The sequence below is a fragment of the Ruegeria sp. CE12 genome (assembly GCF_056537525.1).
The window spans coordinates 321,036-344,500 of the sequence record NZ_JBQFRS010000005.1; the positions used below are offsets into that span (position 1 = coordinate 321,036).

The 23,465-nt window shown below is 56.1% G+C and carries 35 protein-coding genes and 1 riboswitch; of the genes, 14 read left to right on the forward strand and 21 right to left on the reverse strand.

Going from position 1 to position 23,465, the window contains the following annotated elements; translation table 11 throughout:
* The first annotated feature begins 203 nt into the window (after positions 1 to 203).
* From ACR0IO_RS14520 to ACR0IO_RS14560, 9 genes are all read left to right on the forward strand, one after another.
* The gene (locus ACR0IO_RS14520; protein WP_480742363.1) at positions 204 to 1,262 is read left to right on the forward strand and encodes a hemin-degrading factor; all 1,059 of its coding nucleotides are present in this window, start codon (positions 204 to 206) and stop codon (positions 1,260 to 1,262) included.
* Positions 1,259 to 2,137 (forward strand): heme/hemin ABC transporter substrate-binding protein, encoded by an 879-nt coding sequence (locus ACR0IO_RS14525; protein ID WP_480742342.1) that lies wholly within the window; start codon positions 1,259 to 1,261, stop codon positions 2,135 to 2,137. The genes ACR0IO_RS14520 and ACR0IO_RS14525 overlap by 4 nt, the downstream gene beginning before the upstream one ends.
* The gene (locus ACR0IO_RS14530; RefSeq protein WP_480742343.1) at positions 2,134 to 3,210 is read left to right on the forward strand and encodes a FecCD family ABC transporter permease; all 1,077 of its coding nucleotides are present in this window, start codon (positions 2,134 to 2,136) and stop codon (positions 3,208 to 3,210) included. Before ACR0IO_RS14525 ends, ACR0IO_RS14530 begins: the two co-directional genes overlap by 4 nt.
* Before the next feature lie 2 nt (positions 3,211 to 3,212).
* Positions 3,213 to 3,995, forward strand: a complete 783-nt coding sequence (locus tag ACR0IO_RS14535; RefSeq protein ID WP_480742344.1) for a heme ABC transporter ATP-binding protein — start codon at positions 3,213 to 3,215, stop codon at positions 3,993 to 3,995.
* A gap of 202 nt (positions 3,996 to 4,197) precedes the next feature.
* Complete coding sequence (gene queC, locus ACR0IO_RS14540; RefSeq protein ID WP_480742345.1) at positions 4,198 to 4,896, forward strand: 7-cyano-7-deazaguanine synthase QueC; 699 nt, start codon at positions 4,198 to 4,200, stop codon at positions 4,894 to 4,896.
* Positions 4,896 to 5,249, forward strand: coding sequence for a 6-carboxytetrahydropterin synthase QueD (gene queD / locus ACR0IO_RS14545; protein WP_480742346.1), 354 nt, complete (start codon positions 4,896 to 4,898; stop codon positions 5,247 to 5,249). The genes queC and queD overlap by 1 nt, the downstream gene beginning before the upstream one ends.
* On the forward strand, positions 5,246 to 5,947 hold the full coding sequence (gene queE, locus ACR0IO_RS14550; protein ID WP_480742347.1) for a 7-carboxy-7-deazaguanine synthase QueE: 702 nt from the start codon (positions 5,246 to 5,248) through the stop codon (positions 5,945 to 5,947). The genes queD and queE overlap by 4 nt, the downstream gene beginning before the upstream one ends.
* 15 nt (positions 5,948 to 5,962) lie before the next feature.
* Positions 5,963 to 6,427 carry a preQ(1) synthase gene (gene queF / locus ACR0IO_RS14555; RefSeq protein ID WP_480742348.1) on the forward strand — a complete coding sequence of 155 codons (465 nt, stop codon included), beginning with the start codon at positions 5,963 to 5,965 and terminating at the stop codon, positions 6,425 to 6,427.
* A gap of 78 nt (positions 6,428 to 6,505) precedes the next feature.
* Positions 6,506 to 7,162: a glutathione S-transferase gene (locus ACR0IO_RS14560; protein WP_480742349.1), complete on the forward strand. Its 657-nt coding sequence runs from the start codon at positions 6,506 to 6,508 to the stop codon at positions 7,160 to 7,162.
* Here the strand turns inward: ACR0IO_RS14560 and ACR0IO_RS14565 are convergent.
* Positions 7,157 to 7,723: a winged helix-turn-helix transcriptional regulator gene (locus ACR0IO_RS14565; RefSeq protein WP_155148704.1), complete on the reverse strand. Its 567-nt coding sequence runs from the start codon at positions 7,721 to 7,723 to the stop codon at positions 7,157 to 7,159. The genes ACR0IO_RS14560 and ACR0IO_RS14565 overlap by 6 nt on opposite strands.
* 39 nt (positions 7,724 to 7,762) lie before the next feature.
* Between ACR0IO_RS14565 and ACR0IO_RS14570 the strand changes: the two genes are divergently transcribed.
* The 4 genes from ACR0IO_RS14570 (at position 7,763) to ACR0IO_RS14585 (ending at position 11,612) form a co-directional block, all read left to right on the forward strand.
* Entirely contained in the window at positions 7,763 to 8,140 is a 378-nt protein-coding gene (locus ACR0IO_RS14570) for a VOC family protein (RefSeq protein WP_155148701.1), read from the forward strand.
* Positions 8,141 to 8,290: 150 nt separating this feature from the next.
* Positions 8,291 to 8,397: riboswitch (TPP riboswitch) on the forward strand.
* Between the two features lie 32 nt (positions 8,398 to 8,429).
* Positions 8,430 to 9,410 carry a thiamine ABC transporter substrate binding subunit gene (gene thiB, locus ACR0IO_RS14575; protein WP_155148699.1) on the forward strand — a complete coding sequence of 327 codons (981 nt, stop codon included), beginning with the start codon at positions 8,430 to 8,432 and terminating at the stop codon, positions 9,408 to 9,410.
* Positions 9,386 to 10,933, forward strand: coding sequence for a thiamine/thiamine pyrophosphate ABC transporter permease ThiP (locus tag ACR0IO_RS14580; protein WP_155148697.1), 1,548 nt, complete (start codon positions 9,386 to 9,388; stop codon positions 10,931 to 10,933). Before thiB ends, ACR0IO_RS14580 begins: the two co-directional genes overlap by 25 nt.
* Positions 10,920 to 11,612, forward strand: a complete 693-nt coding sequence (locus ACR0IO_RS14585; protein WP_480742350.1) for a thiamine ABC transporter ATP-binding protein — start codon at positions 10,920 to 10,922, stop codon at positions 11,610 to 11,612. Before ACR0IO_RS14580 ends, ACR0IO_RS14585 begins: the two co-directional genes overlap by 14 nt.
* A 176-nt stretch (positions 11,613 to 11,788) precedes the next feature.
* Here the strand turns inward: ACR0IO_RS14585 and ACR0IO_RS14590 are convergent, their stop codons facing one another.
* The 13 genes from ACR0IO_RS14590 to rpmC all read right to left on the reverse strand — a co-directional run bounded on the left by ACR0IO_RS14590 (position 11,789) and on the right by rpmC (position 18,277).
* Positions 11,789 to 13,153: an ArsB/NhaD family transporter gene (locus tag ACR0IO_RS14590; protein WP_155148694.1), complete on the reverse strand. Its 1,365-nt coding sequence runs from the start codon at positions 13,151 to 13,153 to the stop codon at positions 11,789 to 11,791.
* A gap of 24 nt (positions 13,154 to 13,177) precedes the next feature.
* On the reverse strand, positions 13,178 to 13,666 hold the full coding sequence (locus ACR0IO_RS14595; protein ID WP_170334366.1) for a CBS domain-containing protein: 489 nt from the start codon (positions 13,664 to 13,666) through the stop codon (positions 13,178 to 13,180).
* Between the two features lie 323 nt (positions 13,667 to 13,989).
* Complete coding sequence (gene rpmD / locus ACR0IO_RS14600; RefSeq protein WP_008757946.1) at positions 13,990 to 14,178, reverse strand: 50S ribosomal protein L30; 189 nt, start codon at positions 14,176 to 14,178, stop codon at positions 13,990 to 13,992.
* A gap of 12 nt (positions 14,179 to 14,190) precedes the next feature.
* Complete coding sequence (gene rpsE / locus ACR0IO_RS14605; protein WP_155148691.1) at positions 14,191 to 14,760, reverse strand: 30S ribosomal protein S5; 570 nt, start codon at positions 14,758 to 14,760, stop codon at positions 14,191 to 14,193.
* A gap of 116 nt (positions 14,761 to 14,876) precedes the next feature.
* Positions 14,877 to 15,236 carry a 50S ribosomal protein L18 gene (gene rplR, locus ACR0IO_RS14610; RefSeq protein WP_010437103.1) on the reverse strand — a complete coding sequence of 120 codons (360 nt, stop codon included), beginning with the start codon at positions 15,234 to 15,236 and terminating at the stop codon, positions 14,877 to 14,879.
* Positions 15,237 to 15,247: 11 nt separating this feature from the next.
* The gene (gene rplF, locus ACR0IO_RS14615) at positions 15,248 to 15,781 is read right to left on the reverse strand and encodes a 50S ribosomal protein L6 (RefSeq protein WP_155148689.1); all 534 of its coding nucleotides are present in this window, start codon (positions 15,779 to 15,781) and stop codon (positions 15,248 to 15,250) included.
* An 11-nt stretch (positions 15,782 to 15,792) separates the two neighbouring features.
* Positions 15,793 to 16,185 (reverse strand): 30S ribosomal protein S8, encoded by a 393-nt coding sequence (gene rpsH, locus ACR0IO_RS14620; protein ID WP_155148687.1) that lies wholly within the window; start codon positions 16,183 to 16,185, stop codon positions 15,793 to 15,795.
* Between the two features lie 13 nt (positions 16,186 to 16,198).
* The gene (rpsN, locus tag ACR0IO_RS14625; protein ID WP_068340744.1) at positions 16,199 to 16,504 is read right to left on the reverse strand and encodes a 30S ribosomal protein S14; all 306 of its coding nucleotides are present in this window, start codon (positions 16,502 to 16,504) and stop codon (positions 16,199 to 16,201) included.
* A gap of 19 nt (positions 16,505 to 16,523) precedes the next feature.
* The gene (gene rplE, locus ACR0IO_RS14630) at positions 16,524 to 17,084 is read right to left on the reverse strand and encodes a 50S ribosomal protein L5 (RefSeq protein WP_155148685.1); all 561 of its coding nucleotides are present in this window, start codon (positions 17,082 to 17,084) and stop codon (positions 16,524 to 16,526) included.
* Positions 17,077 to 17,388, reverse strand: coding sequence for a 50S ribosomal protein L24 (gene rplX, locus ACR0IO_RS14635; protein ID WP_155148683.1), 312 nt, complete (start codon positions 17,386 to 17,388; stop codon positions 17,077 to 17,079). The genes rplE and rplX overlap by 8 nt, the downstream gene beginning before the upstream one ends.
* A 2-nt stretch (positions 17,389 to 17,390) precedes the next feature.
* A complete protein-coding gene (rplN, locus tag ACR0IO_RS14640; protein WP_155148681.1) occupies positions 17,391 to 17,759 on the reverse strand; it encodes a 50S ribosomal protein L14 in 369 nt (122 codons plus the stop codon).
* Positions 17,760 to 17,835: 76 nt separating this feature from the next.
* The gene (gene rpsQ / locus ACR0IO_RS14645) at positions 17,836 to 18,066 is read right to left on the reverse strand and encodes a 30S ribosomal protein S17 (RefSeq protein WP_068340771.1); all 231 of its coding nucleotides are present in this window, start codon (positions 18,064 to 18,066) and stop codon (positions 17,836 to 17,838) included.
* A gap of 4 nt (positions 18,067 to 18,070) precedes the next feature.
* Positions 18,071 to 18,277: a 50S ribosomal protein L29 gene (rpmC, locus tag ACR0IO_RS14650; RefSeq protein ID WP_010437082.1), complete on the reverse strand. Its 207-nt coding sequence runs from the start codon at positions 18,275 to 18,277 to the stop codon at positions 18,071 to 18,073.
* 352 nt (positions 18,278 to 18,629) lie between these two features.
* Here rpmC and ACR0IO_RS14655 point away from each other — a divergent pair, with 352 nt between their 5' ends.
* Positions 18,630 to 19,463 carry a LytTR family DNA-binding domain-containing protein gene (locus tag ACR0IO_RS14655; RefSeq protein ID WP_480742351.1) on the forward strand — a complete coding sequence of 278 codons (834 nt, stop codon included), beginning with the start codon at positions 18,630 to 18,632 and terminating at the stop codon, positions 19,461 to 19,463.
* Between the two features lie 104 nt (positions 19,464 to 19,567).
* Here the strand turns inward: ACR0IO_RS14655 and ACR0IO_RS14660 are convergent, their stop codons facing one another.
* The 7 genes from ACR0IO_RS14660 to rplB form a co-directional block, all read right to left on the reverse strand.
* The gene (locus ACR0IO_RS14660) at positions 19,568 to 20,188 is read right to left on the reverse strand and encodes a 2OG-Fe(II) oxygenase family protein (RefSeq protein ID WP_480742352.1); all 621 of its coding nucleotides are present in this window, start codon (positions 20,186 to 20,188) and stop codon (positions 19,568 to 19,570) included.
* A gap of 92 nt (positions 20,189 to 20,280) precedes the next feature.
* Positions 20,281 to 20,616 carry a hypothetical protein gene (locus ACR0IO_RS14665; RefSeq protein ID WP_480742353.1) on the reverse strand — a complete coding sequence of 112 codons (336 nt, stop codon included), beginning with the start codon at positions 20,614 to 20,616 and terminating at the stop codon, positions 20,281 to 20,283.
* 145 nt (positions 20,617 to 20,761) lie between these two features.
* Positions 20,762 to 21,175 (reverse strand): 50S ribosomal protein L16, encoded by a 414-nt coding sequence (gene rplP / locus ACR0IO_RS14670; protein ID WP_058283513.1) that lies wholly within the window; start codon positions 21,173 to 21,175, stop codon positions 20,762 to 20,764.
* 12 nt (positions 21,176 to 21,187) lie between these two features.
* Positions 21,188 to 21,898 (reverse strand): 30S ribosomal protein S3, encoded by a 711-nt coding sequence (rpsC, locus tag ACR0IO_RS14675; RefSeq protein WP_039523351.1) that lies wholly within the window; start codon positions 21,896 to 21,898, stop codon positions 21,188 to 21,190.
* Positions 21,898 to 22,278, reverse strand: a complete 381-nt coding sequence (rplV, locus tag ACR0IO_RS14680; RefSeq protein WP_155148675.1) for a 50S ribosomal protein L22 — start codon at positions 22,276 to 22,278, stop codon at positions 21,898 to 21,900. The genes rpsC and rplV overlap by 1 nt, the downstream gene beginning before the upstream one ends.
* Before the next feature lie 3 nt (positions 22,279 to 22,281).
* Entirely contained in the window at positions 22,282 to 22,560 is a 279-nt protein-coding gene (gene rpsS / locus ACR0IO_RS14685) for a 30S ribosomal protein S19 (protein ID WP_005980699.1), read from the reverse strand.
* A 3-nt stretch (positions 22,561 to 22,563) separates the two neighbouring features.
* Positions 22,564 to 23,406 (reverse strand): 50S ribosomal protein L2, encoded by an 843-nt coding sequence (rplB, locus tag ACR0IO_RS14690; RefSeq protein ID WP_170356688.1) that lies wholly within the window; start codon positions 23,404 to 23,406, stop codon positions 22,564 to 22,566.
* Positions 23,407 to 23,465: the final 59 nt, after the last annotated feature.

The window sequence follows — 23,465 nt, forward strand, 5'->3', positions numbered from 1 at the left end:
TGCGCTGCTCGCAAATTATCCTGTTTGAACGTTCAGATTTGATGATGACCACTTACGTGGAATGACGACTTGTACCCACAAGTTAAACTTACTAAAACAGTCAACATAATTTTGGTCGTGCATGCGACCCTTGCCAGCGGGCCACTGATCTCCCAGTCGCCAAGCCAGCGCCTCCAGAAAACCACTCAGAGATGGGAAAGCCCATGACGGAACAGGCGCTTATGGCACCCGAACAAATTCGTGCTGCGCATGCAGATAACCCGGGTCGACGTGACCGCGATCTTGCCGAGTCTCTTGGAATCGCCGAAGCGCAGCTGGTCGCCGCCTTCGTTGGGCAGAACGTCACAAGAGTTATGGCCAGCCTTGATGATATCTTTTCACGCCTGAACGGGCTGGGTGAGGTGATGGCTTTGACCCTAAATCCGCATTGCGTGATTGAGAAGGTGGGCCAGTACGACAACTATCACTCCGGTGCCCATGCTTCGATGGTGCTGACCGAAGATATCGATCTGCGCATGTTCCCCAGCCATTGGGTTCACGCCTTCGCGGTTGAGCGCGCAACCGACAAGGGGACACAAAGATCGCTTCAGATCTTTGATGCTGCTGGTGACGCGGTGCACAAAATTTATCTGCGCGACGGCTCGAACCTAGATCATTGGCATACCCTGGTTTCAGAACTGAAATCCGAAGATCAGTCGCAGGTGCTGGACGTGTCGCAACGCCAGCCGACCGAAGCACCCAAGGCCAATACGGACAAGGTTGATGCGCTGCGAACTGAATGGGCAAAGATGACCGACACCCATCAGTTTCTGCGGCTGACTTCAAAACTGAAGATGAACAGGCTGGGCGCTTACCGCATCGCCGGGGAACCTTTGGCCCGCGCTCTGGAGCCAGGCAGCGTCACGACCATGTTCGAGCAGGTCCGGGATCAGGCACTGGAAGTCATGGTCTTCGTTGGCAATCGCGGGTGCATCGAAATTCATGGCGGGCCAATACATACCCTTAAACAGATGGGGCCATGGTTCAACGTGCTCGATCCACGGTTCAACCTCCATCTGAGATCTGATCGCATCGCAGAGGTCTGGGCTGTTACCAAGCCCACCCAACGCGGCCCGGCGGTATCTGTCGAAGCATTCGATTCCGATGGCGGTCTGATCCTGCAGGTATTCGGCCGCCGTTCCGGGGAAAACGACCATCGCCCCGCCTGGGACGAACTTGTCGCTGGATTGCAATCACTGGCAGTAGCGGAGCCCGCGCAATGAGTATGACCAGCAGATTCCTGAGCCGTACTACCCTTTTGGTCGGTCTCACCTTTGGCACACATCAGGCAATGGCCGAGGAAACAGAAGCCAACAAGATCGTTTCGATTGGCGGCTCGGTCACCGAAATCATCTATGCACTGGGCCAACAAGATAGGCTGGTCGGAAGGGACCGGACCTCCAGTTATCCGCAGGAAGCGTCGGAGTTGCCCGATGTCGGCTACATGCGCGCACTGACACCCGAAGGCGTTCTGTCTGTAGCACCCGACATGATCGTCTCCGTCGAAGGATCAGGACCACCCGAGGCAATTGCGGTTCTCAGGGATGCCGGTGTCAAATACGTCGAAGTGCCACATGAATTCAGCCGCGACGGTGTCGTCGAGAAGATTCGCGCAGTCGGCGCGGCGCTGGGCGAAGAAGAGGCGGCGAACGCGCTTGCTGAACAGGTTGGTGCCGAAATAGATGCGGCCCACTCTGCCGCCATCGAAGCAACAGGTTCTGACCGGGCACGGGTTCTGTTCATCTTGTCCATTCAGGATGGCCGGATAATGGTCGGCGGATCAGGCACTCAGGCCGACAGCATCATCTCCCTCGCCGGTGGCGTAAACGCGGCCGCCAGTTTTTCGGGATACAAACCCATTTCGCCCGAAGCGATGGCAACCGCAGCTCCGGATGTGATCCTGATGATGGATCGCCAAGGCGGTCACGCGACACCCGATGAAGAGCTTTTTCAGACACCATCAATTGCGCTGACACCAGCTGGTCGGAACAAGAGGCTGATACGGATGCAGGGTCTTTACCTATTGGGGTTCGGACCACGCACGGCTAACGCGATCAGCGACCTTTCTAAAGCGCTTCAAAACAAGCAGGGCCTATGAGCATTGCACTTGAGCATGATGAACTGATCAAACCACCAAAGGACCGTCGCGCAACCGCACGACGCGTAACGTTTGCGTTGTTTTTGCTGCTGTGTCTGGTCAGTGCCATCAGCCTTTCGATCGGAGCATCCGAAGCTTCGCTCCGCGCGACCATCTCTGACCTGATTTCAGGCCGTGAAGTTTCCGACCTGAACCGGATCGTCTTGTGGGATATCAGACTGCCCAGATTGGCGATGGGCATGCTGGTCGGAGCCGCGCTGGCGGTGTCAGGCGTGGTCATGCAAGGCCTGTTCCGCAACCCGCTGGCCGACCCCGGAATCGTTGGTGTCAGCGCCGGCGCTGGTCTTGGTGCAATCTCTGCGATCATCCTGGGAAGCTATTTGCCCGCCGCCATATTGAGTGTGGTTGGCAATGGTCTCGTGGCCGTTACCGCATTCCTTGGTGGATGGGCATCGGTTCTTATCCTCTACCGTGTTTCGACCCGGCGCGGGCAGACTTCGGTCGCGACGATGTTGCTGGCCGGTATTGCCCTGGGAGCTTTGTCGGGGGCGGTGTCGGGTGTTTTGGTCTATATGGCCGATGATCAGCAACTGCGTGATCTGACCTTTTGGGGCATGGGCTCACTTGCCGGTGCTACATGGATCAAAGTGGTGACCGTGGCGCCAATCATTCTGATAGCGGTGATTAGCACCCAGTTTCTTGCACGTGCTCTGAACGGAATGGCGATGGGCGAAGCTGTCGCGCATCACATCGGAATACCTGTACAACGTAGCAAGAATCTAGCGATCCTGGCTGTGGCAGCTGCAACCGGAGCTGCCGTCGCAGTTTCGGGTGGCATCGGGTTTATCGGGATCGTCGTACCGCACCTTCTGCGGCTGGGAACAGGTCCTGATCACCACAGATTGCTGATGAATTCAGCGCTGCTGGGCGCCAGCCTGCTGCTATGCGCGGACATGATCAGCCGCGTCATCGTTGCACCGGCTGAACTGCCTATTGGTATCGTCACTGCAATACTCGGAACACCTGTGTTCCTGTGGATTCTGCTGCGGCGCCACGGAACGATGGGGATGTAGAAATGGAAGCGACAAACATCCGCGTGACGCTGGGCAGAAAGGAAATTCTGCATGGCATCGACTTCAAGGCAGAACCGGGAAAGGTTACGGCAATTATTGGTCCCAACGGATCAGGTAAGTCCACTCTCCTCAAGACGCTGTCGGGCGAAATTACGGGCGCGGGAACGATAACCCTCAACGGGTCTGACATCTCATCGCTGCAACCTTGGGAACTATCTCCGATGCGGGGTGTCCTTCCTCAAGCCTCATCCGTTGCCTTTCCCTTCACTGTGCTCGAGATCGTTCGGCTTGGGCTTGCGCGCGGATTGGCGGGTGCGGATGAACACTTGCCGATTCAAGCGCTGAAGCATGTCGATCTAGCCGGGTTTGAAAACCGGTCCTATCAGGAGCTGTCGGGGGGCGAGCAGCAGCGTGTGCAACTGGCCCGCGTTCTCACGCAGGTTTGGGAAACTCCGGACAGTTCCGAGACCAAGTGGCTGCTGCTGGATGAACCCGTCGCCAGCTTGGACATCGCCCATCAGTTCACGGTCCTCGATATCGCCCGAGATTTTGCATCGCGAGGTGGCGGTGTGGTGGTGGTGATGCATGACCTCAATCTGACAGCTTTGTTTGCGGATACAATCTACGTCCTTTCGCAAGGCCGCGTTTGGGGATCGGGTGCACCGTCAGAGGTTTTGAACGACGACATTATGCGGGATGTCTACGGCATCAATTTGCAGATGAATAAAACACCCCCGACTCAGGTTCCCTTCGTACTGCCTCAGGCCATGTATCAGATCACCTGACAGACCTAGTATGATCGCGATCTCCTGAATTCGGGACCGCGATCATACACGTCCTGACGTTGATATCCGGTTTATCGCGGATTGCAGCCCAAACTGCCCCCACGGCTCAACGCAAAGTGCATTGCATTCTGCGCGGTTTGCTCCTATGCGTCCCGGCCACCGGTCGCAGCCTACCCGGGTATCAAAACAAGGACTGAAAATCATGAAGACTACATTGGTCTGCTCCGGCGGACTCGATTCCGTTTCGCTTGCTCACGTTCTGGCGAATGACGGACAATTGTCGCGTCTTGTGTCATTTGACTATGGCCAGCGGCACAACAAAGAACTGGCCTTTGCCGCCGCCTGTTCCGAGCGTCTGAACGTACCTCATCACGTGATTGATCTGCGATCCGTCGGGGCCTCGCTGACTGGTTCTGCGCTGACGGATGACCTGGACGTACCTGATGGCCATTACGCCGAAGATACGATGAAAGTTACGGTGGTGCCGAACCGCAATGCGATCATGCTGACCATCGCATATGGTGTCGCCGCTGCTGCGGGTGACGACGCCGTTGCAGCTGCGGTGCATGGCGGGGATCACTTCATCTATCCCGATTGCCGTCCTGCATTCACGGATGCGTTCGATGCGATGCAACGCACGGCTCTTGATGGCTACGCAGATGTCTCATTGTACGTCCCCTTCGTGCATCGTTCCAAGGCTGACATCGTTGCCGAAGGTGCACGGGTTAACACACCATTTGATCAGACGTGGTCCTGCTACAAGGGCGGAGAAAGCCACTGTGGTCGTTGCGGCACCTGTGTGGAGCGGCGCGAAGCATTCGATCTTGCCGGTGTAGCTGACCCGACCCTTTATGAAGACCCCGATTTCTGGCGCGCGGCGGTTGCAGGAAAGCAAGACTGATGTTCCGGATCACCAAAGAGTTTCACTTCTCTGCCTCACATCAGCTGGGCCACCTGCCCGAAACACATCAATGCGCACGGCTGCATGGGCATAACTATATCGTGGTGGTCGAACTGGCCGCAGCCGAATTGAATCAGGACGGTTTTGTTCGGGACTATCAGGAACTGAAGCCCCTCAAGACCTATATCGACGACAGCTTTGATCACCGACATCTGAACGATGTGATGAACGAAATCTCAACCGCCGAGAACCTGGCGCGTCACTTCTATGAATGGTGTTCAGCCCGCTGGCCAGAAACGGCGGCCGTCAAGGTATCTGAAACACCTAAGACCTGGGCGGAGTATCGGCCATGAGCTTGAGGATATCCGAGATCTTCGGCCCCACTGTACAGGGCGAAGGCGCACTGATCGGCGAACCGACGGTCTTTGTCAGGTCCGGCGGATGTGATTTTCGTTGTTCGTGGTGCGACAGCCCCCATGCAGTCGATAGCGACTATCGTCATGACTGGACCCCGATGAAGGCCGAGACGGTCTGGGCCGAGGTCCAACGCCTGTCCGGCGGGCAACCATTGACCGTTTCGCTGTCAGGCGGCAATCCGGCCATTCAGGATTTCGCCCCGCTCATTGCACTGGGCAAGGAACATGGATACGGATTTGCCTGCGAAACCCAGGGCTCGATCGCCAAGCCGTGGTTCTCAGATCTCAACATGCTGATCCTGAGCCCCAAACCGCCAAGCAGCGGGGAAATGATGGATTGGGGTCAGTTTGACGCCTGCTTGGCTGCACGCCCAACCCATACCGTCCTGAAGATTGTGATCTTCGATGGTGCTGATTTTGATTGGGCGCGCGAAGTTGCAGATCGTTATCCGGATCTGCCGCTCTATCTTCAGCCCGGAAATCCGAACAGCGATCCCACGGAACCCATCGACCTGGGTGAAACGACAGGACGATTGGAATGGCTGATCGACACAACCCTTAACGCACGATGGTTCAGACCCCGTATTCTTCCCCAGCTGCATGTACTTGTCTGGGGCAACAAGCGCGGCGTCTGAGCAAAGGAGAAACACATGAGTGACAGCATCTACAGCAATCTCACCCAGTTGGGCGGCGCAACACAAATGCCTGCCAGCCCCGAAGAGGCCGAGCTGGAGCGTGTCCAGAACCCGCAGGCGGACGTGGACTACAACGTTCGCTTTACGGCACCCGAATTTACCTCGCTCTGCCCGATGACAGGACAACCCGACTTTGCACATCTGGTGATCGACTATGTGCCGGGTGATTGGCTGGTCGAAAGCAAGTCACTGAAACTGTTCCTTGGTTCTTTCCGGAACCACGGTGCATTTCACGAGGATTGCACAATCTCGATCGCGCGGCGTCTGGCGGAGTTCCTTGAACCCCGCTGGCTGCGTATCGGCGGATATTGGTATCCGCGCGGGGGCATACCGATTGATGTGTTCTGGCAAACCGGTGCGATGCCCGAAGGCGTCTGGATTCCCGATCAGGGTGTGCCACCCTATCGCGGGCGCGGCTGAGCTGATGATGCGGGCGAGGCAATCGAGCGCTGCGCCCGCATATTTGACTATGACACAGAAAGCCGGATAGATCGCAATATGGCTCAGCACCCTGTTTTCTGGACGTTTCGCCGGTGTCCTTATGCGATGAGGGCGCGCCTCGCGCTGGTCAGCGCGGGTGTAAAGGTCGAGCTGCGTGAGATCCTGCTGCGGGACAAACCACAGGCTTTTCTTGATACTTCAGCGTCTGGGACAGTGCCCGCTCTTCGAACCAATGATCAGGTTCTGGATGAGAGTCTGGACATCATGATCTGGGCACTAGAACAGAACGACCCCCAACAGTTGCTCGATATGACAGAGGAAGGTTGGGAGCTGATCTCAACAAATGACGGCCCGTTCAAGGATGCGCTGGATCACACCAAATACGCCACGCGATATCCCGATCTGGACGTAGAGGTTGAGCGGCAAAAAGCGGCCACCTATCTGACCGACCTTGACCAAAAACTGGATGGGCAGGCGTGGCTGTTCAGAGATCGACCAACGATTGCAGATCTGGCAATGCTGCCATTCGTGCGCCAGTTCGCAAATATTGACCGTGTGTGGTTTGACGCTCAGCCCTGGCCCAACCTGATCAGATGGCTGGACCAATTTCTGACTAGCGACACTTTCGGGCAAATCATGCACAAATACGCACCTTGGTCAGAAGGTGATGTGCCGATTTGGTTCGGTACCTCAGACGTTGTCTCCGACCTATAACTGCCGCAACTGCGAACCGGTTTTGAATACAATCACCGGACCTGTGATTGCTGTGATTGTTTCACCGGTATTTATCGGATGGTAAGTCGCGCGGGGTGGTCGTGCGCCATCATCGATGTCGCGTTGCACCCAATCCCGCTCCTCCATCATTCGCAAGGACTGTGAGAGGGCGCGATCAGTGATCGTCAGCAGGTTTCGCCTGATCTCGTTAAAGTGGCTCAGTTCATGAAGGGTTGCCAGAACGGGCAACGTCCATGAGCGCCGAAGCAGATCCTGATTATCTTCGCTGGTCGCAGACAGGATCTGATTGGCGAACCGGGCTGCCACTGCACCACGCTGTGTCAGTCGAAATTCCGGTCGCAACGGATGGCCGTAGCCCGGGTTTCGCTCAAGCAATCCAATTTGGATGAGATGATCTACACTCTGAGAGAATGACGTACGGCCCGCGCCGGTTGCAGCCAACAATGGCGCCTGCCGCCCAGGGACACCTTCGTGAAGATTGGAAAGAATGGGCAGGGCCCACGCCCGCGAAGTGATGTTGACAAGTGCATCAATGTACATAAAGTATAGTTACTATATTTTACCTTAAAAGGAAAGATGATGCCGCTCATTTCCCTGGAAGAAACCATAACAATTGCGCTGTCGGTTAAGGATCGTCACGCCAGCGCCGATTGGTACGAGAGCATGCTTGGCTTCAAAACGCTTTATCATGCAGATGAGGCAGGTTGGTCAGAGCTAGAAACCCTGACCAAGGGCGTAACCCTTGGGCTTGGTGAGCACACCAAACCCGCGCCCGGAAACTGCGTCCCTGTATTCGGCATCGCCGACCTAGACAGCGCAAGGCAAAAGCTAGAACAGGCTGATGTTCAGTTTGACGGCCCAACAGATGTAGTCGAAGGCATGGTCAAGACGGCGACATTCTATGACCCCGACGGCAACGCCTTCATGCTTGCCCAAGATTTGACGGGCGGGTCCTGAGGAATTGTAGACCCAAGGATCGTTGCCGAAGTTGCGGCAACGGTCTGCAATTAATGTCAGATATGAGCAATTTGTGAGCGCTACCTTTCGGTTCGTGCACCCTGGGTGACGCGATTATAGTTGTAATCGGGTCTCCATCCTCCTAATCACAGCTTCACCTCGGGGTGCGTGGCCTGCCGCGCTGAGATGCCTATCAGGCGAACCCGTTGAACCTGAACCGGCTAGAACCGGCGGAGGGAAAGGTGACGGTTTCATCCATCCTTACCCTCTCGCCGCAATGGAGGATGATATGAAACATCTGCTGATTGCTGCGGGATTACTGAGTGCAACTTCGGCTATTGCCGCCGACAAACCTCAGCTGACCGTATACACCTATGACAGCTTTGTCTCGGACTGGGGTCCGGGTCCGCAGGTCGAAGAAGCTTTTGAAGCGGTCTGCAATTGCGATCTGAATCTTGTTGGCGTTGAAGATGGCGCCGCCCTGCTGTCACGTATCCGGCTTGAGGGCGAAAACTCGGAAGCTGACGTGGTGCTGGGACTGGATACCAGTCTGATCAATGCAGCCAAGGAAACCGGTCTGTTTGCACCCAGTTCCGTTACAGCTGACTACGCGCTGCCGATTGAATGGACCGACGACGTTTTTGCGCCCTACGACTGGGGCTATTTCGCATTTGTTCACAACGCCGATTACTCGGCCCCAGCGAATTTCCGTGAATTGGCGAACAGCGAGACAAAGATCATCATTCAGGATCCACGTTCTTCCACACCCGGCCTTGGTCTGTTGTTGTGGGTGAAGGCGGCCTATGGCGATGAGGCACCCGAAATCTGGGCTGGTCTTGCAGACAATATCGTAACAGTCACCAAAGGGTGGTCCGAGGCCTATGGCCTGTTCCTCGAAGGTGAATCGGATATGGTCCTCAGCTATACCACCTCTCCGGCCTATCACCTGATCGCTGAAGAAGACGCTTCGAAATCGGCAGCTGTCTTTGACGAAGGCAATTACATGCAGGTTGAAGTGGCAGGGAAACTCGCCGGGACTGATCAGCCGGAACTGGCGGATCAATTCCTGGAATTCATGGTTTCGGATGCGTTCCAGCAGATCATTCCTACAACCAACTGGATGTACCCGGCAGTGACCCCGGCAGCTGGGTTGCCCGAAGGGTTTGAAACCCTGACCATTCCGGAAAAGGCTCTGCTCTTTTCACCCGATGAAGCCGCCGACGTGCGGGATCAGGCACTTGCAGAATGGTTGAGCGCGCTCAGCCAGTAAGCCCATTGCCGGGTATCGGCGCGGCTGCCCTGGTCGCCGCGCTGATACTGGGCACACTGGCCGCAGTCACCCTGCGTGCCGAAGCAGGCGGTGGATTTGGTCCGGCCGACTGGGCTGCCCTGCGTTTTACACTTACTCAAGCGATACTTTCCGCGCTGTTCAGTATTGGATTGGCGGTTCCGGTTGCACGAGCACTCGCCCGGCGACGGTTTCCCGGGCGTCGCGCGCTGATTGCGCTGCTTGGCGCGCCGTTCATTCTTCCCGTTATTGTTGCGATAATCGGATTGCTGCAGGTCTTTGGTCGGGCCGGCTGGATCTCTGATATATTGGGTTATTTTGGCTTCGCACCCATTCGTATCTACGGCCTGCATGGCGTGGTATTGGCCCATGTATTCTTCAATTTGCCCCTTGCCACGCGCCTCATCCTGCAGGGATGGCAAGAAATTCCGGCCGAGCGATTTCGCCTCGCTGCTCAGTTAGGCTGCAACGGAGTGGCCATGTTCCGGTTGATCGAGTTGCCGATGCTGAAACGGATTTTACCGGGCGTGCTTGCGGTAATCTTCGCCATTTGCCTAACCAGTTTTGCTGTTGCGCTGACTCTGGGTGGCGGGCCCCGTGCGACCACAATCGAACTCGCGATCTATCAAGCCTTTACCTATGACTTTGACCTCGGCCGTGCTGCACTGTTGTCGGCGCTACAACTGGCCCTGACTGCCGCTGCAGCTTTGGCCGCCCTAAGGTTTTCTCACAGGGACGGCTTCGGCACCGGGCTGGATCGCCCCATCCGCCGGTGGGACGGCGGCGCGCCCATTGCCGATGCCTTATGGATCATCGCAGCGGCCGCGTTCCTGCTGCTTCCTTTGGCATCTGTTGTGATTTCAGGTTTTGCTGGTCTCTTCGAAACGCCAGCTTTGGTGTTCCGCGCCGCATTGACCTCGGTCATGGTGGCGGCCGCGAGTACTGCAATCTTGCTGCTGCTGGCGCTGCCCATGGCCACTGCTGTCGCGACAGGGCGATATGGAATTGTTGAGCTCAGTGGCATCCTCGGGCTGGCCGCATCACCGCTGGTGATCGGTACCGGATTATTCATTTTGGTCAGGCCTGTGGCCAACCCGACAGCGCTTGCGCTTCCGGTGACGGCACTGGTCAACGCAGTTATGGCTCTGCCCTTCGCATTGCGCATTCTTGTCCCGGCCGCGCGCGATGTGGTGTCGCGACACGGCCGACTGGCGCTTTCCCTCGATATGACCAACATGACCTTCTTTGTCCGCATTCTGCTTCCTCGAATGCGCGCGCAGATCGGTTTTGCAGCCGGGCTGGCCGCAGCCCTTTCGATGGGAGATCTCGGGGTGATCGCACTGTTCGCAGACGCCCAGATAGCAACGCTGCCTTTACAGATTTACCGCCTGATGGGAGCTTATCAAATGCAAGCCGCCGCCGGAGGGGCGCTGCTTTTGCTGCTGTTGTCCATGTCGGCGTTCTGGATATTGGATCGCGGAGGACGCTGGCATGCTGAAGCTTAGTGATTGCGTCATTGAAAATGGCAATTTCACCCTGCACGCCGATCTTGGCATCGAACCCGGGGCGAGCGTTGCAATCATTGGCCCATCAGGTGCAGGTAAATCGACATTGTTGGAATTCATTGCCGGTTTTCGTTCCCTAACTCAGGGTCAAATATTCTGGCAGGGTACCGAGATAACAGATCTGCCACCGGGCAAGCGTCCGCTGGCAATGCTATTTCAGGACGGCAACCTGTTCCCTCATTTGACCGCTGAGCAGAATATCGCTTTGGGGGTGCGTCCAAATGGACGACTGAGTCCAAATGAACAGGACGAGGTTCAAACCGCCCTGACACGCGTAAATCTGACGGGAATGGGCACTCGCAAACCTGCAGAGCTATCTGGCGGGCAGCAAAGTCGGGTGGCTTTGGCCCGAGTGCTTGTTCAAAGGCGCCAGGTGCTTTTGCTGGATGAACCGTTCGCTGCACTTGGTCCTGCTTTGAAAGCCGAAATGCTGGATTTGGTTGCTGATTTGATTGAGGGGACTGGCACAACTCTGTTGATGATCAGTCACGATCCGCAGGACGCGCGCCGCATTACCGATCAGACAATACTCGTTGCCGAAGGTCAGGCCCATTCGCCGGTTGAAACGACAGCGCTGCTCGACAACCCACCTCCCAGCTTGCGCAGCTACCTGGGATAATCGCTTCGGCACGAGGCGATTTGCCAGATGTCAGGCCTGCATGTTGTCAGGAACTACTCTGCTGCATCGTTCACCCTCAGAGTTCGTAGGGATAAACAAAGCCCGTCAGGGGCATGAAACCCTGGGGTTCACATGCCCCTGACAATGGAAGGCAAATTCGCATCTAACGCAATGCGTCAGAAGTAGCGCAACCAGATGTATACGTTCGCGATCATCAGGGTCAGGATCATGATCGGGAATGCGATTTTGGCAAACGCGATAAAGCCGATGGGCTGCTTTGCTTTCTCGGCAAATGCTGCAACCGTCAGGTTCGCACTCGCGCCCAGCAAGGTACCGTTGCCACCCAGACAAGCCCCAAGTGCCAATGACCACCACAACGGTTCAATCGCGTCTTCTCCACCAAACGTGTCGGCTGTGGACTCGATCAGCGGAATCATGGTCGCCACGAAGGGAATGTTGTCGAGGATCGCCGACAGGATACCTGAGGCCCAGAAGATGAAGAACGCGGTCCACATCATATCGCCCTGTGTCAACTCCAGTACTTTCTCACCGAAGAACGCCAGCAGACCTACATGCTCAACGCCGGCAACGATGACAAAGAGACCACCGAAGAAGAAGATCGTGACCCATTCGACTTCGCCAAAGATATGGTGCACAGATTCCGACTGCTCTTCGCCGTGCTGGTGCCCATAGGCCAGTAGCATCAACAAGCCTGCACCGGCCAATGCGGAGGTACCAGGCTGAATGCCATACCCATGCCCCAACGTGAAACCGAGCAACACCAACGCCAGAACAGACAGCGACTTGATCATTAGACCTACATCCGTGATCGCTTCGGATTCATTGAACCCCATAATCCGCTCACTGGCGGATTTCGGAATGCTGGCAAGCTCCTTGCGGTTCATCAGGTAGATAATTCCCGTGAGGACCACCAGACAGATCGCCGAAATCGGTGCCAGATTCACAACAAACTCATTGAAGCTGAGGCCTGCGGCGGAGCCGATGATAATATTCGGCGGGTCACCGATCAGGGTTGCTGTGCCCCCGACATTCGAAGCCAGAATTTCAGCAATAAAAAACGGGAAGACGCGCGTTTCCAAAGCTTCGGTGATCAGCAAGGTAATCGGGGCAATAAGCAAGACGGTTGTCACGTTATCCAGCAATGCTGAAAACACGGCCGTGATCAGCGTCAACATGATCAGAATACCGGTAGGATTGGCCTTGACCGACTTTGCGGCCTTGATCGCCACGAACTGAAACAGTCCGCATTTGCTGGTGATACCCACAATGACCATCATACCAATCAAAAGGGCCAGTGTATTGGAGTCGACCCCGGCCACCGCCTGTTCCTGATTGATGATCCCGAACAGTACCATCAGCGATGCGCCAAGCATTGCCAGAATGGCTCGGTTCACTTTTTCGGTTATCAGTACGGCGTAGACCAGGATCAGGATACCGGTCGCGACCCAAAGGGGATCAATGCCCAATAGTTGTGGAACGGAGAACGCAGCCTCTCCGTGTGACGTAGAATGCTCAGCCAAGATTTTTGTCCGGTTCGTTGGTGGTTAGCTCAGTGCGCGATCCAGAAGTGAGTTTGCACTCACCGTGCCCACAAAACGCTTTGTTTCAGGCTCGACAAGGATCACGTGCCGCTTGAATTTGTAGATCAGAAAAATGCCTTCCATCACCGGTGTATCCGGTGCGGCCACTGGGATGTTGGTCGGTCTCGACATGTTGTCGCGCACCTTTTCTGTCTTCAACCGCTCCAGCTGCTGATCGAAGTCATCCCGTGTGAGATTCATGAAGCTGAGAGACTCGATTGGCACCCGCGACGCATCGTCGTTCAGACCGATTGTTGCTGCTTTGGGCAGGATCAGCTTTAGAAGTGTCGGCGCAGTGAATACACCGACATATGTGCCGTCATCTTCTACCACCGGCAAAAACCGCGCACGGCTGTCCCTGATGATATTAAAGGCGGTGGCAATGCTCTCATCCGGATGGATGGTTCGCTGAACTTCAGTCGGCACCATTACGTCATAGCAGGTCAGGCCCATGGGTATCCTCTGTCTTCGTATGGCTGCCCGGCGATCTGCCAATTGGGTGGCCTCATCTGACTTCGCGTTTGCGAGGCAAACCAGCAAAGCCGAATCGAATTTTTTCTGACGGTGGTGTCTTTTCACTGCCACGCAGGATTGGCCAGCCTTTTTGCGAAATTGTTTGTCGGCGTGTCGGTTTTTCTGTTGCTTTGGCCGACAATCACAACACATTAAGCCGGTTTCTCTCCAATCTGCGGCCTCTGCTTAACCAAGATCCGCTGACACAAAAAAACGCCCCCGAATGATCGAGGGCGTTTCCATGTACTTCGAAGGTATCGGGCTTAGCCGCGCTCTTCGATGATCTCAACCAGATGCGGGATCTTGTTGACCATGCCGCGAACCGAAGGGGTATCTTCCAGCTCACGGGTTTTGTGCATCTTGTTCAGGCCCAGACCGATCAGGGTTGCGCGCTGTTCAGCGGGGCGACGGATCGGAGAACCGATCTGCTTGACGACGATGGTTTTTGCCATGGTTCGCTCTCCTTACGCTTCTGCTTCAGCAGCAGCCGGTGCTTCGTCCCGCTTGGGCAGGATGTCGGCAACCTTTTTGCCACGACGTGCGGCAACCGAACGCGGGCTCTGCTCTTTTTGCAGGCCGTTGATGGTGGCGCGGATCATGTTGTACGGGTTCTGCGAGCCCAGCGACTTGGACACAACGTCCTTGACGCCCAGCATTTCGAACACAGCACGCATCGGACCACCGGCGATGATACCAGTACCTTCAGGTGCGGTGCGCATAACCACTTTACCAGCGCCGTGACGGCCCTCGATGTCGTGGTGCAGAGTACGACCTTCGCGCAGTTGCACGCGGATCATCTGACGCTTGGCTTGCTCAGTCGCCTTGCGGATGGCCTCAGGTACTTCTTTCGCTTTACCTTTACCAAAGCCCACGCGGCCTTTCTGATCGCCGACAACCACCAGAGCGGCGAAGCCAAAGCGCTTACCACCTTTTACGGTTTTCGACACGCGGTTGATTGCGACCAGACGATCTGCAAATTCCGGTGCTTCTTCACGGTCGCGGCCACGGCCCCGACGGTTTTCACGTTCTGCCATTTGGCATCCCTTTTCTCATGTGGCGCTTACGGCGCCGTTTAGTTCAATCCAAGTGAGCCCCGACTGGCGTCAGGGCTCCCGGATCATCGGGGCGGATCGAAACCCGCCCGCAGGTCTTAGATCTTCAGACCACCTTCACGCGCGGCGTCGGCAACTGCCTTCACCTTGCCGTGGAACAGGAAGCCACCACGATCGAAATAGGCCTCTTCGACGCCTGCCTTCTTGGCACGCTCGGCGATGGCCGCGCCCACTTTTGTGGCCGCTTCGACGTTGTTCTTGCCAACAACACCCAGGTCTTTTTCCAGGGTCGAGGCAGATGCCAGGGTCACGCCACGTACGTCGTCGATCAGCTGAACAGAGATGTTCTTGTTCGAACGGTGTACGGACAGACGCGGACGACCCGCGTTGACCTTGCGAAGTTTGTTCCGAACGCGCAGGCGGCGCTTCAGAAACAGGGTTCTTTTGCTGTTTGCCATTGTCTGCGTCCTTACTTCTTCTTGCCTTCCTTGCGGAAGATGAACTCGCCCTTGTAGCGGATGCCCTTGCCTTTGTAAGGCTCGGGACGGCGCCACTCGCGGATTTTGGCCGCGGTTTCGCCCACCAGCTGCTGGTCGATACCTTCCACAACGATTTCGGTCTGCTTCGGTGCGGTGATGGTGACACCTTCCGGAGCAGTGAAATCAACATCGTGGCTGTAGCCCAGGTTCAGCTTCAGGGTGTTGCCCTGCATCTGAGCCCGGTAACCAACACCCTGGATCTCCAGCTCTTTTTTGAAGCCCTGAGTTACACCGGTTACCAGGTTGGCAACCATGGTGCGGCTCATGCCCCACTGCTGGCGGGCACGCTTGGACATGCCACGGGGGTCGATCTTGACCACATTGTCTTCAACCGACAGCGTCACGTCGTCGGTGGCGGTGAAGCTGCGGGTGCCTTTCGGACCTTTGACTTCGATGGTCTGGCCAGACACAGAGGCGGTAACGCCGCTGGGCAGCTCGACCGGTTTTTTACCAATACGAGACATTGCAGACCTCCTTAGAAGACGGTGCAGAGCACTTCGCCGCCAACATTGTTGGAGCGAGCGTTTGCGTCCGACATCACACCTTTCGGAGTGCTGACAATCGACACACCCAGACCCTGACGGACCTGCGGGATGTCATTGACGCCCATGTATACGCGACGACCAGGCTTCGAGACCCGCTTCAGTTCGCGAATAACAGGGGTGCCTTCGTAGTACTTCAGGCTGATTTCGATGGCCGGATGACCGTTTTCACCGGTCGTGTTTTCGTAGCCACGGATGTAACCTTCGTCCGCCAGCACGTCCAGAACCCAACCGCGCAGCTTGGAAGCCGGGGTGGAAACGGTGGACTTGCCGCGCATTTGCGCGTTGCGGATACGGGTGAGCATATCGCCGATAGGATCATTCATATCTATGTCTCCCTTACCAGCTCGATTTCACCATGCCGGGGATCTGACCAGCAGAACCCAGCTCGCGCAGCGCGATACGGCTGACCTTCAGCTTACGGTAGTAAGCGTGGGGACGACCGGTCAGCTGACAACGGTTGTGCAGACGGGTAGCCGAGCTGTTGCGCGGCAGTTTCGCCAGTTTCAGACGCGCTTTGAAGCGCTCTTCCATCGGGCGGCTCTCGTCATTCGCGATTTCTTTCAGCTCGGCACGCTTTGCGGCATATTTGGCCACCAGGCGTTCGCGCTTCTTCTCGCGTTCGATCATTGCTTTTTTAGCCATGTCTCAATCCTCCCGGCGCTTAGGCGTTGAAGGGCATGTTGAACGCTTTCAACAGTGCCTTACCTTCAGCGTCGGTTTTCGCTGTGGTGGTGATTACGATATCCAGACCCCAGACCTCGTCGACCTTGTCGAAGTCGATTTCCGGGAACACGATGTGCTCTTTCATGCCCATGGCAAAGTTGCCACGACCATCAAAAGAAGGCTTCACACCGCGGAAGTCACGAATACGCGGCATCGCGATGGTGATCAGACGATCCAGGAATTCGTACATCCGGTCACCGCGCAGGGTAACTTTCGCACCCAGCGGCATGTCTTCACGGACGCGGAAACCCGCGATCGACTTCTTCGCCTTGGTTGAAACTGCCTTTTGACCAGCAATCGCAGTCAGATCCTCGACAGCAGCTTTCGCTTTCTTCGAGTCTTTGACGGCCTCAGCACCACAACCGATGTTCAGAACGATTTTTTCCAGCTTGGGCAGCTGCATGTCGTTCTTGTAGCCGAACTCTTCTTTCAGAGCGGCACGGATGGTTTCAACGTACTGAGCTTTCAGACGCGGGGTGTAGTTTGCGGAATCAAGCATCGATCACGTCTCCCGTGGTCTTGGCGAAGCGGACCTTTTTGTCACCTTCCATGCGGAAGCCAACGCGGGTTGCTTTGCCGTTCTTGTCCAGCAGAGCCAGGTTCGACAGCTCGATCGGGTTTGCCTGAGGCAGGCGACCACCTTGCGAGTTCTGGGTCTGGCGGGTGTGGCGGATGGCGATGTTGATGCCGTCTACAACAGCTTTACCGGCTTTCGGGTCAACCGAGGAGATAGTTCCCTCTTTGCCCTTGTCCTTACCGGCCAGCACGACGACCTTGTCGCCTTTGCGGAGTTTAGCAGCCATGATTACAGCACCTCCGGAGCAAGCGAGATGATTTTCATGAAGTTCTTGCTGCGCAGTTCGCGAACAACCGGGCCAAAGATACGGGTACCCACCGGCTCGTTGTTGTTGTTCAGGATGACGGCGGCGTTGCGATCAAAGCGTATCGCGGTACCGTCCGCGCGGCGGACTTCTTTGGCGGTGCGTACGACGACGGCCTTGCGGACGTCACCTTTCTTCACGCGGCCGCGCGGGATGGCTTCCTTCACCGAGACGACAATGATGTCGCCAACGGAGGCGTATTTACGCTTGGAACCACCCAGGACCTTGATGCACTGAACTCGGCGTGCGCCGGAGTTGTCAGCGACATCCAGATTGGTCTGCATCTGGATCATGTGGTTTCTCCCGACCTGTGGGGGCTGGTCTCGTTAGATCCCCCAGGGTTTCGACAAATGGGAAAATCCCGGAGGCTTACGCTTCCAGAACTTCCCAACGTTTCGTCTTCGATTTCGGCGCGCATTCGATGATGCGTACGGTGTCGCCGACCTTGAAGGCGTTCTTTTCATCGTGAGCCCGGTATTTTTTGGACTTACGGATGGTTTTCTTCAGAACCGGATGCGTAAAGCGGCGCTCGACGGATACGGTTACGGTCTGTTCGTTGGCGTCGCTGGTCACGGTGCCTTGCAGGATACGCTTGGGCATCTGATTACTCCTCGGATGCCGCAGCAGCGGCCTTTTCGTTCAGAATGGTTTTGACACGGGCAGCATTGCGGCGGGCCGCTTTAATGCCGGCTGTGTTTTCCAGCTGACCGGTTGCCTGTTGAAAGCGCAGGTTAAAGCTTTCTTTCTTCAGGTTGGCCAGTTCCTCGCGGAGCTGGTCCGGGGTCTTGTCACGCAGTTCTTGGGCGTTCATCGCCTTTTTCCTTTGCTCAAAACACCAGAAGGCCCCGTACACGGGTCACCTTTGACCTGGTGGATGAATGATAGACATACGAATCCCCCGACTCAGCCGGGGGAACGCAGGATGCCGCCGTATAAGGGTTTAGGGGGTGGGTGGCAAGGGAAAGTTCTTAGATTTTCATCTTTGCCAATCTTGGCGAAAAATTCCCCCCGTCGGTAATTCGACGGAGGGTTTTGGTTCAGTTCACTTGTCACTATCTGCGAGTCCGTTCCCGCACCCCCCTTCGCATTAGCTATGGTCGAAATTGCCAGCTTGCATCAGTAGGGAACTCAATAACAATTAAATCAGTACCGCGTAGTGACCCATGCAAGAAGCCGATAGTCGTGAATATCAGATATTGTTAACGAACGGACAGGTGGTGCGTTTCACGCAACGTGAATTACGTGACCTTGTTCGGGGCAGAAGAGTTAAAGCTTTTCTTGTTGTTAGCCTGATCATTATCGCCCTTGCGAATCCGACGCTGTTTCCGTCCCTTCCGGAATACTCGTCGCGGCTGTTCTACTGGGGCGTCTCCGTATTACTCTATCTGATTATCATTCCGCATTGGGCCTCAGCTGTGAACAGGCTGTGGCGGCGAAGTCTGCAGATACCACTACCACTTATTGTTGCAACCGGCCCCCTTATTGTTGGCCTGTCCGTTTTCGCAACGTGTTTCCCATTGGTATTTGGGGACCTCGTACCCAAGCGGGGTGAACCACTTGTCTGGACAGATTATCTACGCAACCTGTTGATCGGACACATAATAGAAACGGTGGGGCTGCTTTGGCTACTTCCACTACAGCGCAACGACGAAGACTTGGCGGAAACCGTGCCGGAGGGTGAGCCGGAGTTTGTCATTCTCAACGGCCGTTCATTGCCGCTGGACAGTATACTGACTGTGCAGAGCGCCGAGCACTATCTTATCGTCAGAACGAACGGGAAGACATCACAATACCGCGCCCGCATGAAGGACTTCGTCATGCAGGTCAGCGAAGACCATGGCGTACAAACACACCGTTCGTTCTGGGTTTCCGCCCAAGATGCGGAGGAACTTCGTGGAAACGTCGTTAAAACACGATCCGGCGACGACATTCCGGTCTCACGAGGCCGCTTGCCTGCGGTGCGGGAATGGTTCCGTTCAGCGGGAAAGGCGCATTAGGGCTTTCTGCCAAAAGTTCGGAGCCTAATTTATCACTGAATCTGACCCGGGCCGTCAATCAACACGAACAAGGCGGCCGCCTGCTTTTGGCGGCTGCAAACTGCTTAATCCCAACGATAGTTGAAACTCACACTTATCCGCTCCTCTTCCGCCATGTTCATAGGCACTTCGTGGCGAAGCCAGCTTTCCCAAAGCAGAACATCGCCAACCTTGGGCTTCATATAGATGAACGGCTGGAGGTCTCGTCGCCCATCCTTGAGGCGCGTCGGTGCGGCCATCATGCGTCCCGAGCGTGGATCTTCCAGCTTCAGTGCGCTGGCACCTTCGGGCATTGCAACATAGGTCGTCCCCGAAATCACGCTGTGCGGGTGTAGATGGCTGGAATGCATCCCACCCTCGGGCAAAATGTTGATCCACAGGTCCTCGAGCTTTAACTCACCTTCGCCCAGATCGAACTCCAGATCTTTGGCAAAGGTCGCTACATGCTGATCCAGCGCCGAGACCAGATCGGCGAAGATTGGAAACCGCCAGGGCAGATCGGTCAGTGAGGCGTAGCTTGTATAGCCGGGATAGCCGTTCTCTTCACACCATCCCTGGCCTGCCTCATCATCTTCAGCGATGACAAGGCATGAGCTTTCCAGTTCCTCCGCGTCGATTTTGGGATCGAACTCAGAGAGGGCTGCGCGATAAAGACGGGTGACGAAGAGTGATTCAATCTGTGGCATGGGTGCGTTCTTATCCAAATCGACCGCTGACTACGAGAGACAAATTCCCGTCGCTTCTTTGGCCGCAAAACCTCATTGCCACCATCATTCAGTCACTTGAACATTCGGACCTTCAACTCCCACAGGAGGAGCAGCACAAGGATGGGTGGCACCCAAAAGACATAAACCACCATGTTAAGGACGTTCATAATGCTAAAAATCTCAGCAATGGTCTGCGGAATAGTACTGCAACGGTGGTACAGAAGCTTGTCGGTCGCGCAGTCAGCTTCAAAAAGAAAATGCAAGTTCAACGCTATTCCAAAATAGAGACCGCCATAACGCAAAAATAGTTTCACAACCTTGCTTCGAACAAAGTAACTCAAGCCGATTGCTGCTAATGGTACCACCCCGAAAACTACTATTACCGCCAAAACTGTTCCTGGTGACATGTGCTTTGCAATCTCGACCGTAAAATAATCGTTTATTGACGGCGCATTAGGTAGTTATCGACTGAGTAGATTTCAAATGGAAAACCCCCGCCGGTTTCCCGACGGGGGCTAGTCTTTTAGCGAACGGGGTTGCCCCCCGGATTGCTTACCAGTCTTCGCGAACCACGACGCGAGTCTTGATCGGCAGCTTCATCGCAGCCAGGCGCAGGGCCTCGCGGGCGATATCGTCATTGACGCCGTCGATCTCGAACATCACGCGGCCAGGCTTGACTTTGCATGCCCAGCGGTCGACCGAACCTTTACCTTTACCCATACGAACTTCGATCGGCTTTGCAGTGACCGGAGTGTCGGGGAAGATGCGGATCCAGACACGACCCTGACGCTTCATGTGACGCGTCATGGCACGACGTGCAGCTTCGATCTGGCGTGCAGTTACACGCTCAGGCTCAAGAGCTTTCAGGCCGTAGGTGCCAAAGTTCAGATCAGAGCCGCCTTTGGCGAGACCCTTGATCCGGCCTTTGTGCATCTTGCGGAATTTAGTACGCTTTGGTTGAAGCATATCTTTCCCTCCTTAGCGACGACCGCCACCAGCACCACGAGGTGCAGGGCCGTCCTGGAGTTCCTGTGCTTTACGGTCACGTGCCTGCGGATCGTGCTCCATGATCTCACCTTTGAAGATCCAGACCTTGATCCCGATGATCCCGTAGGGGGTCATCGCTTCGGCATGTGCGTAATCGATGTCGGCGCGCAGGGTGTGCAGAGGCACGCGGCCTTCGCGGTACCACTCGGTCCGTGCGATTTCGGCGCCGCCCAGACGACCAGCGACGTTCACCCGGATACCCAGGGCGCCCATACGCATGGCGTTCTGAACCGAGCGCTTCATGGCGCGACGGAACGATACACGACGTTCCAGCTGCTGAGCGATGGACTCGGCAACCAGCTGCGCGTCAAGCTCGGGCTTGCGCACTTCGACGATGTTCAGGTGCAGTTCGCTGTCGGTCATGCGAGCAAGCTTTTTGCGCAGAACTTCGATGTCTGCACCTTTCTTGCCGATGATAACACCGGGACGTGCAGTGTGGATCGTAACGCGGCACTTCTTGTGCGGACGTTCGATGATCACACGGGCAACACCGGCCTGCTTGCACTCTTTCTGGATGAACTCACGGATTTTGAGGTCTTCCAGCAGCAGGTCACCATAGTCTTTAGTGTCTGCGTACCAGCGGCTGTCCCAGGTGCGGTTGACCTGAAGGCGCATGCCGATCGGATTGACTTTATGTCCCATTAGGCTTGCTCCTCAACTTGACGCACCTTGATGGTGATCTCCGAGAACGGCTTCATGATTGCACCGAACCGACCACGCGCACGCGGACGACCACGCTTCATGACCAGATTCTTGCCAACCCATGCTTCGGCGACGATCAGTTCATCGACGTCCAGGTTGTGGTTGTTCTCGGCGTTGGCGATTGCAGACTGCAGGCACTTCTTGACGTCCTGCGCGACACGCTTGTTCGAGAAAGTCAGGTCGGTCAGAGCCTTCTCAACTTTCTTGCCGCGGATCATTTGCGCAACCAGGTTCAGTTTCTGCGGGCTGGTGCGAAGCATGCGCGTTTTCGCCATTGCTTCGTTTTCAGCCACGCGGCGGGGGTTCTTTTCCTTGCCCATGACTTACTTCCGCTTCGCTTTTTTGTCTGCGGCGTGGCCATAATAGGTACGGGTCGGCGAGTATTCACCGAACTTCTGACCAATCATGTCTTCCGAGACGTTGACGGGAATGTGCTTCTGGCCGTTGTACACACCAAAGGTCAAACCCACGAACTGGGGCAGAATGGTGGAACGACGCGACCAGATTTTGATGACTTCGTTGCGGCCCGACTCGCGCGCTGCTTCGGCTTTCTTAAGCACGTAAGCATCGACGAAAGGACCCTTCCAAACAGAGCGAGACATAGATTAACGTCCCTTCTTCTTGGCGTGCCGCGAGCGGATGATCAGCTTCTGGGACGCTTTGTTCTTGTTGCGGGTACGCTTACCCTTGGTGTCCTTACCCCACGGAGTAACCGGCGTACGGCCACCCGAGGTACGACCTTCACCACCACCGTGCGGGTGATCGATCGGGTTCATTGCAACACCACGAACCGACGGACGAACGCCCTTGTGGCGCATACGACCGGCTTTACCGAGGTTCTGGTTCGAGTTGTCGGGGTTGGACACGGCACCAACGGTGGCCATGCATTCCTGACGGACCATGCGCAGCTCGCCCGAGCTCAGACGGATCTGAGCGTAGCCGCCATCGCGACCAACGAACTGAGCGTAAGTACCGGCCGCACGTGCGATCTGACCGCCTTTGCCAGGCTTCATCTCGATGTTGTGGACGATGGTACCAATGGGCATGCCCGAGAACGGCATTGCGTTACCCGGCTTGATGTCAGCTTTTGCCGACGCGATGACCTTGTCACCAACAGCCAGACGCTGCGGAGCCAGGATATATGCCTGCTCGCCGTCTTCGTATTTTACCAGTGCGATGAATGCGGTCCGGTTCGGGTCATATTCGATCCGCTCGACGGTTGCCGCGACATCAAATTTGTTCCGTTTGAAGTCAACGATCCGGTAGAGACGCTTTGCGCCACCGCCGCGGCGGCGTGAAGTGATCCGTCCGGTGTTGTTCCGGCCGCCCGATTTGGTCAAACCCTCTGTGAGAGACTTGACCGGACGTCCTTTCCAAAGCTCCGAACGGTCGATCAGCACCAGCCCGCGCTGGCCCGGCGTCGTCGGCTTGTACGACTTGAGTGCCATGCTTTCTGTCTTCCGTTTAGCAAGTGCAGGGAGTTTCCCCGCTATGTGATAGGCCCCCG

Bases quoted from the DNA above. Each gene is read 5' to 3' on its own strand.
- rplR (WP_010437103.1), bottom strand. From the start codon at position 15,236: ATGGCAAACAGCAAAAGAACCCTGTTTCTGAAGCGCCGCCTGCGCGTT.
- rpsE (WP_155148691.1), bottom strand. From the start codon at position 14,760: ATGGCAGAACGTGAAAACCGTCGGGGCCGTGGCCGCGACCGTGAAGAA.
- ACR0IO_RS14580 (WP_155148697.1), top strand. From the start codon at position 9,386: ATGGTTGAGCGCGCTCAGCCAGTAAGCCCATTGCCGGGTATCGGCGCG.
- rplX (WP_155148683.1), bottom strand. From the start codon at position 17,388: ATGGCTGCTAAACTCCGCAAAGGCGACAAGGTCGTCGTGCTGGCCGGT.
- rplP (WP_058283513.1), bottom strand. From the start codon at position 21,175: ATGCTTCAACCAAAGCGTACTAAATTCCGCAAGATGCACAAAGGCCGG.
- ACR0IO_RS14570 (WP_155148701.1), top strand. From the start codon at position 7,763: ATGCCGCTCATTTCCCTGGAAGAAACCATAACAATTGCGCTGTCGGTT.
- ACR0IO_RS14535 (WP_480742344.1), top strand. From the start codon at position 3,213: ATGGAAGCGACAAACATCCGCGTGACGCTGGGCAGAAAGGAAATTCTG.
- ACR0IO_RS14520 (WP_480742363.1), top strand. From the start codon at position 204: ATGACGGAACAGGCGCTTATGGCACCCGAACAAATTCGTGCTGCGCAT.
- queC (WP_480742345.1), top strand. From the start codon at position 4,198: ATGAAGACTACATTGGTCTGCTCCGGCGGACTCGATTCCGTTTCGCTT.
- rpsQ (WP_068340771.1), bottom strand. From the start codon at position 18,066: ATGCCCAAGCGTATCCTGCAAGGCACCGTGACCAGCGACGCCAACGAA.
- rplB (WP_170356688.1), bottom strand. From the start codon at position 23,406: ATGGCACTCAAGTCGTACAAGCCGACGACGCCGGGCCAGCGCGGGCTG.
- rpmC (WP_010437082.1), bottom strand. From the start codon at position 18,277: ATGAACGCCCAAGAACTGCGTGACAAGACCCCGGACCAGCTCCGCGAG.
- rpsH (WP_155148687.1), bottom strand. From the start codon at position 16,185: ATGAATGATCCTATCGGCGATATGCTCACCCGTATCCGCAACGCGCAA.
- queE (WP_480742347.1), top strand. From the start codon at position 5,246: ATGAGCTTGAGGATATCCGAGATCTTCGGCCCCACTGTACAGGGCGAA.
- rplN (WP_155148681.1), bottom strand. From the start codon at position 17,759: ATGATCCAGATGCAGACCAATCTGGATGTCGCTGACAACTCCGGCGCA.
- queF (WP_480742348.1), top strand. From the start codon at position 5,963: ATGAGTGACAGCATCTACAGCAATCTCACCCAGTTGGGCGGCGCAACA.
- rplF (WP_155148689.1), bottom strand. From the start codon at position 15,781: ATGTCTCGTATTGGTAAAAAACCGGTCGAGCTGCCCAGCGGCGTTACC.
- ACR0IO_RS14585 (WP_480742350.1), top strand. From the start codon at position 10,920: ATGCTGAAGCTTAGTGATTGCGTCATTGAAAATGGCAATTTCACCCTG.
- ACR0IO_RS14665 (WP_480742353.1), bottom strand. From the start codon at position 20,616: ATGTCACCAGGAACAGTTTTGGCGGTAATAGTAGTTTTCGGGGTGGTA.
- ACR0IO_RS14525 (WP_480742342.1), top strand. From the start codon at position 1,259: ATGAGTATGACCAGCAGATTCCTGAGCCGTACTACCCTTTTGGTCGGT.
- ACR0IO_RS14530 (WP_480742343.1), top strand. From the start codon at position 2,134: ATGAGCATTGCACTTGAGCATGATGAACTGATCAAACCACCAAAGGAC.
- rplE (WP_155148685.1), bottom strand. From the start codon at position 17,084: ATGCTTGATTCCGCAAACTACACCCCGCGTCTGAAAGCTCAGTACGTT.
- ACR0IO_RS14660 (WP_480742352.1), bottom strand. From the start codon at position 20,188: ATGCCACAGATTGAATCACTCTTCGTCACCCGTCTTTATCGCGCAGCC.
- queD (WP_480742346.1), top strand. From the start codon at position 4,896: ATGTTCCGGATCACCAAAGAGTTTCACTTCTCTGCCTCACATCAGCTG.
- ACR0IO_RS14565 (WP_155148704.1), bottom strand. From the start codon at position 7,723: ATGTACATTGATGCACTTGTCAACATCACTTCGCGGGCGTGGGCCCTG.
- ACR0IO_RS14560 (WP_480742349.1), top strand. From the start codon at position 6,506: ATGGCTCAGCACCCTGTTTTCTGGACGTTTCGCCGGTGTCCTTATGCG.
- rpsC (WP_039523351.1), bottom strand. From the start codon at position 21,898: ATGGGACATAAAGTCAATCCGATCGGCATGCGCCTTCAGGTCAACCGC.
- rplV (WP_155148675.1), bottom strand. From the start codon at position 22,278: ATGGGCAAGGAAAAGAACCCCCGCCGCGTGGCTGAAAACGAAGCAATG.
- ACR0IO_RS14655 (WP_480742351.1), top strand. From the start codon at position 18,630: ATGCAAGAAGCCGATAGTCGTGAATATCAGATATTGTTAACGAACGGA.
- thiB (WP_155148699.1), top strand. From the start codon at position 8,430: ATGAAACATCTGCTGATTGCTGCGGGATTACTGAGTGCAACTTCGGCT.
- rpsN (WP_068340744.1), bottom strand. From the start codon at position 16,504: ATGGCTAAAAAAGCAATGATCGAACGCGAGAAGAAGCGCGAACGCCTG.
- rpmD (WP_008757946.1), bottom strand. From the start codon at position 14,178: ATGGCAAAAACCATCGTCGTCAAGCAGATCGGTTCTCCGATCCGTCGC.
- ACR0IO_RS14595 (WP_170334366.1), bottom strand. From the start codon at position 13,666: ATGGGCCTGACCTGCTATGACGTAATGGTGCCGACTGAAGTTCAGCGA.
- rpsS (WP_005980699.1), bottom strand. From the start codon at position 22,560: ATGTCTCGCTCTGTTTGGAAGGGTCCTTTCGTCGATGCTTACGTGCTT.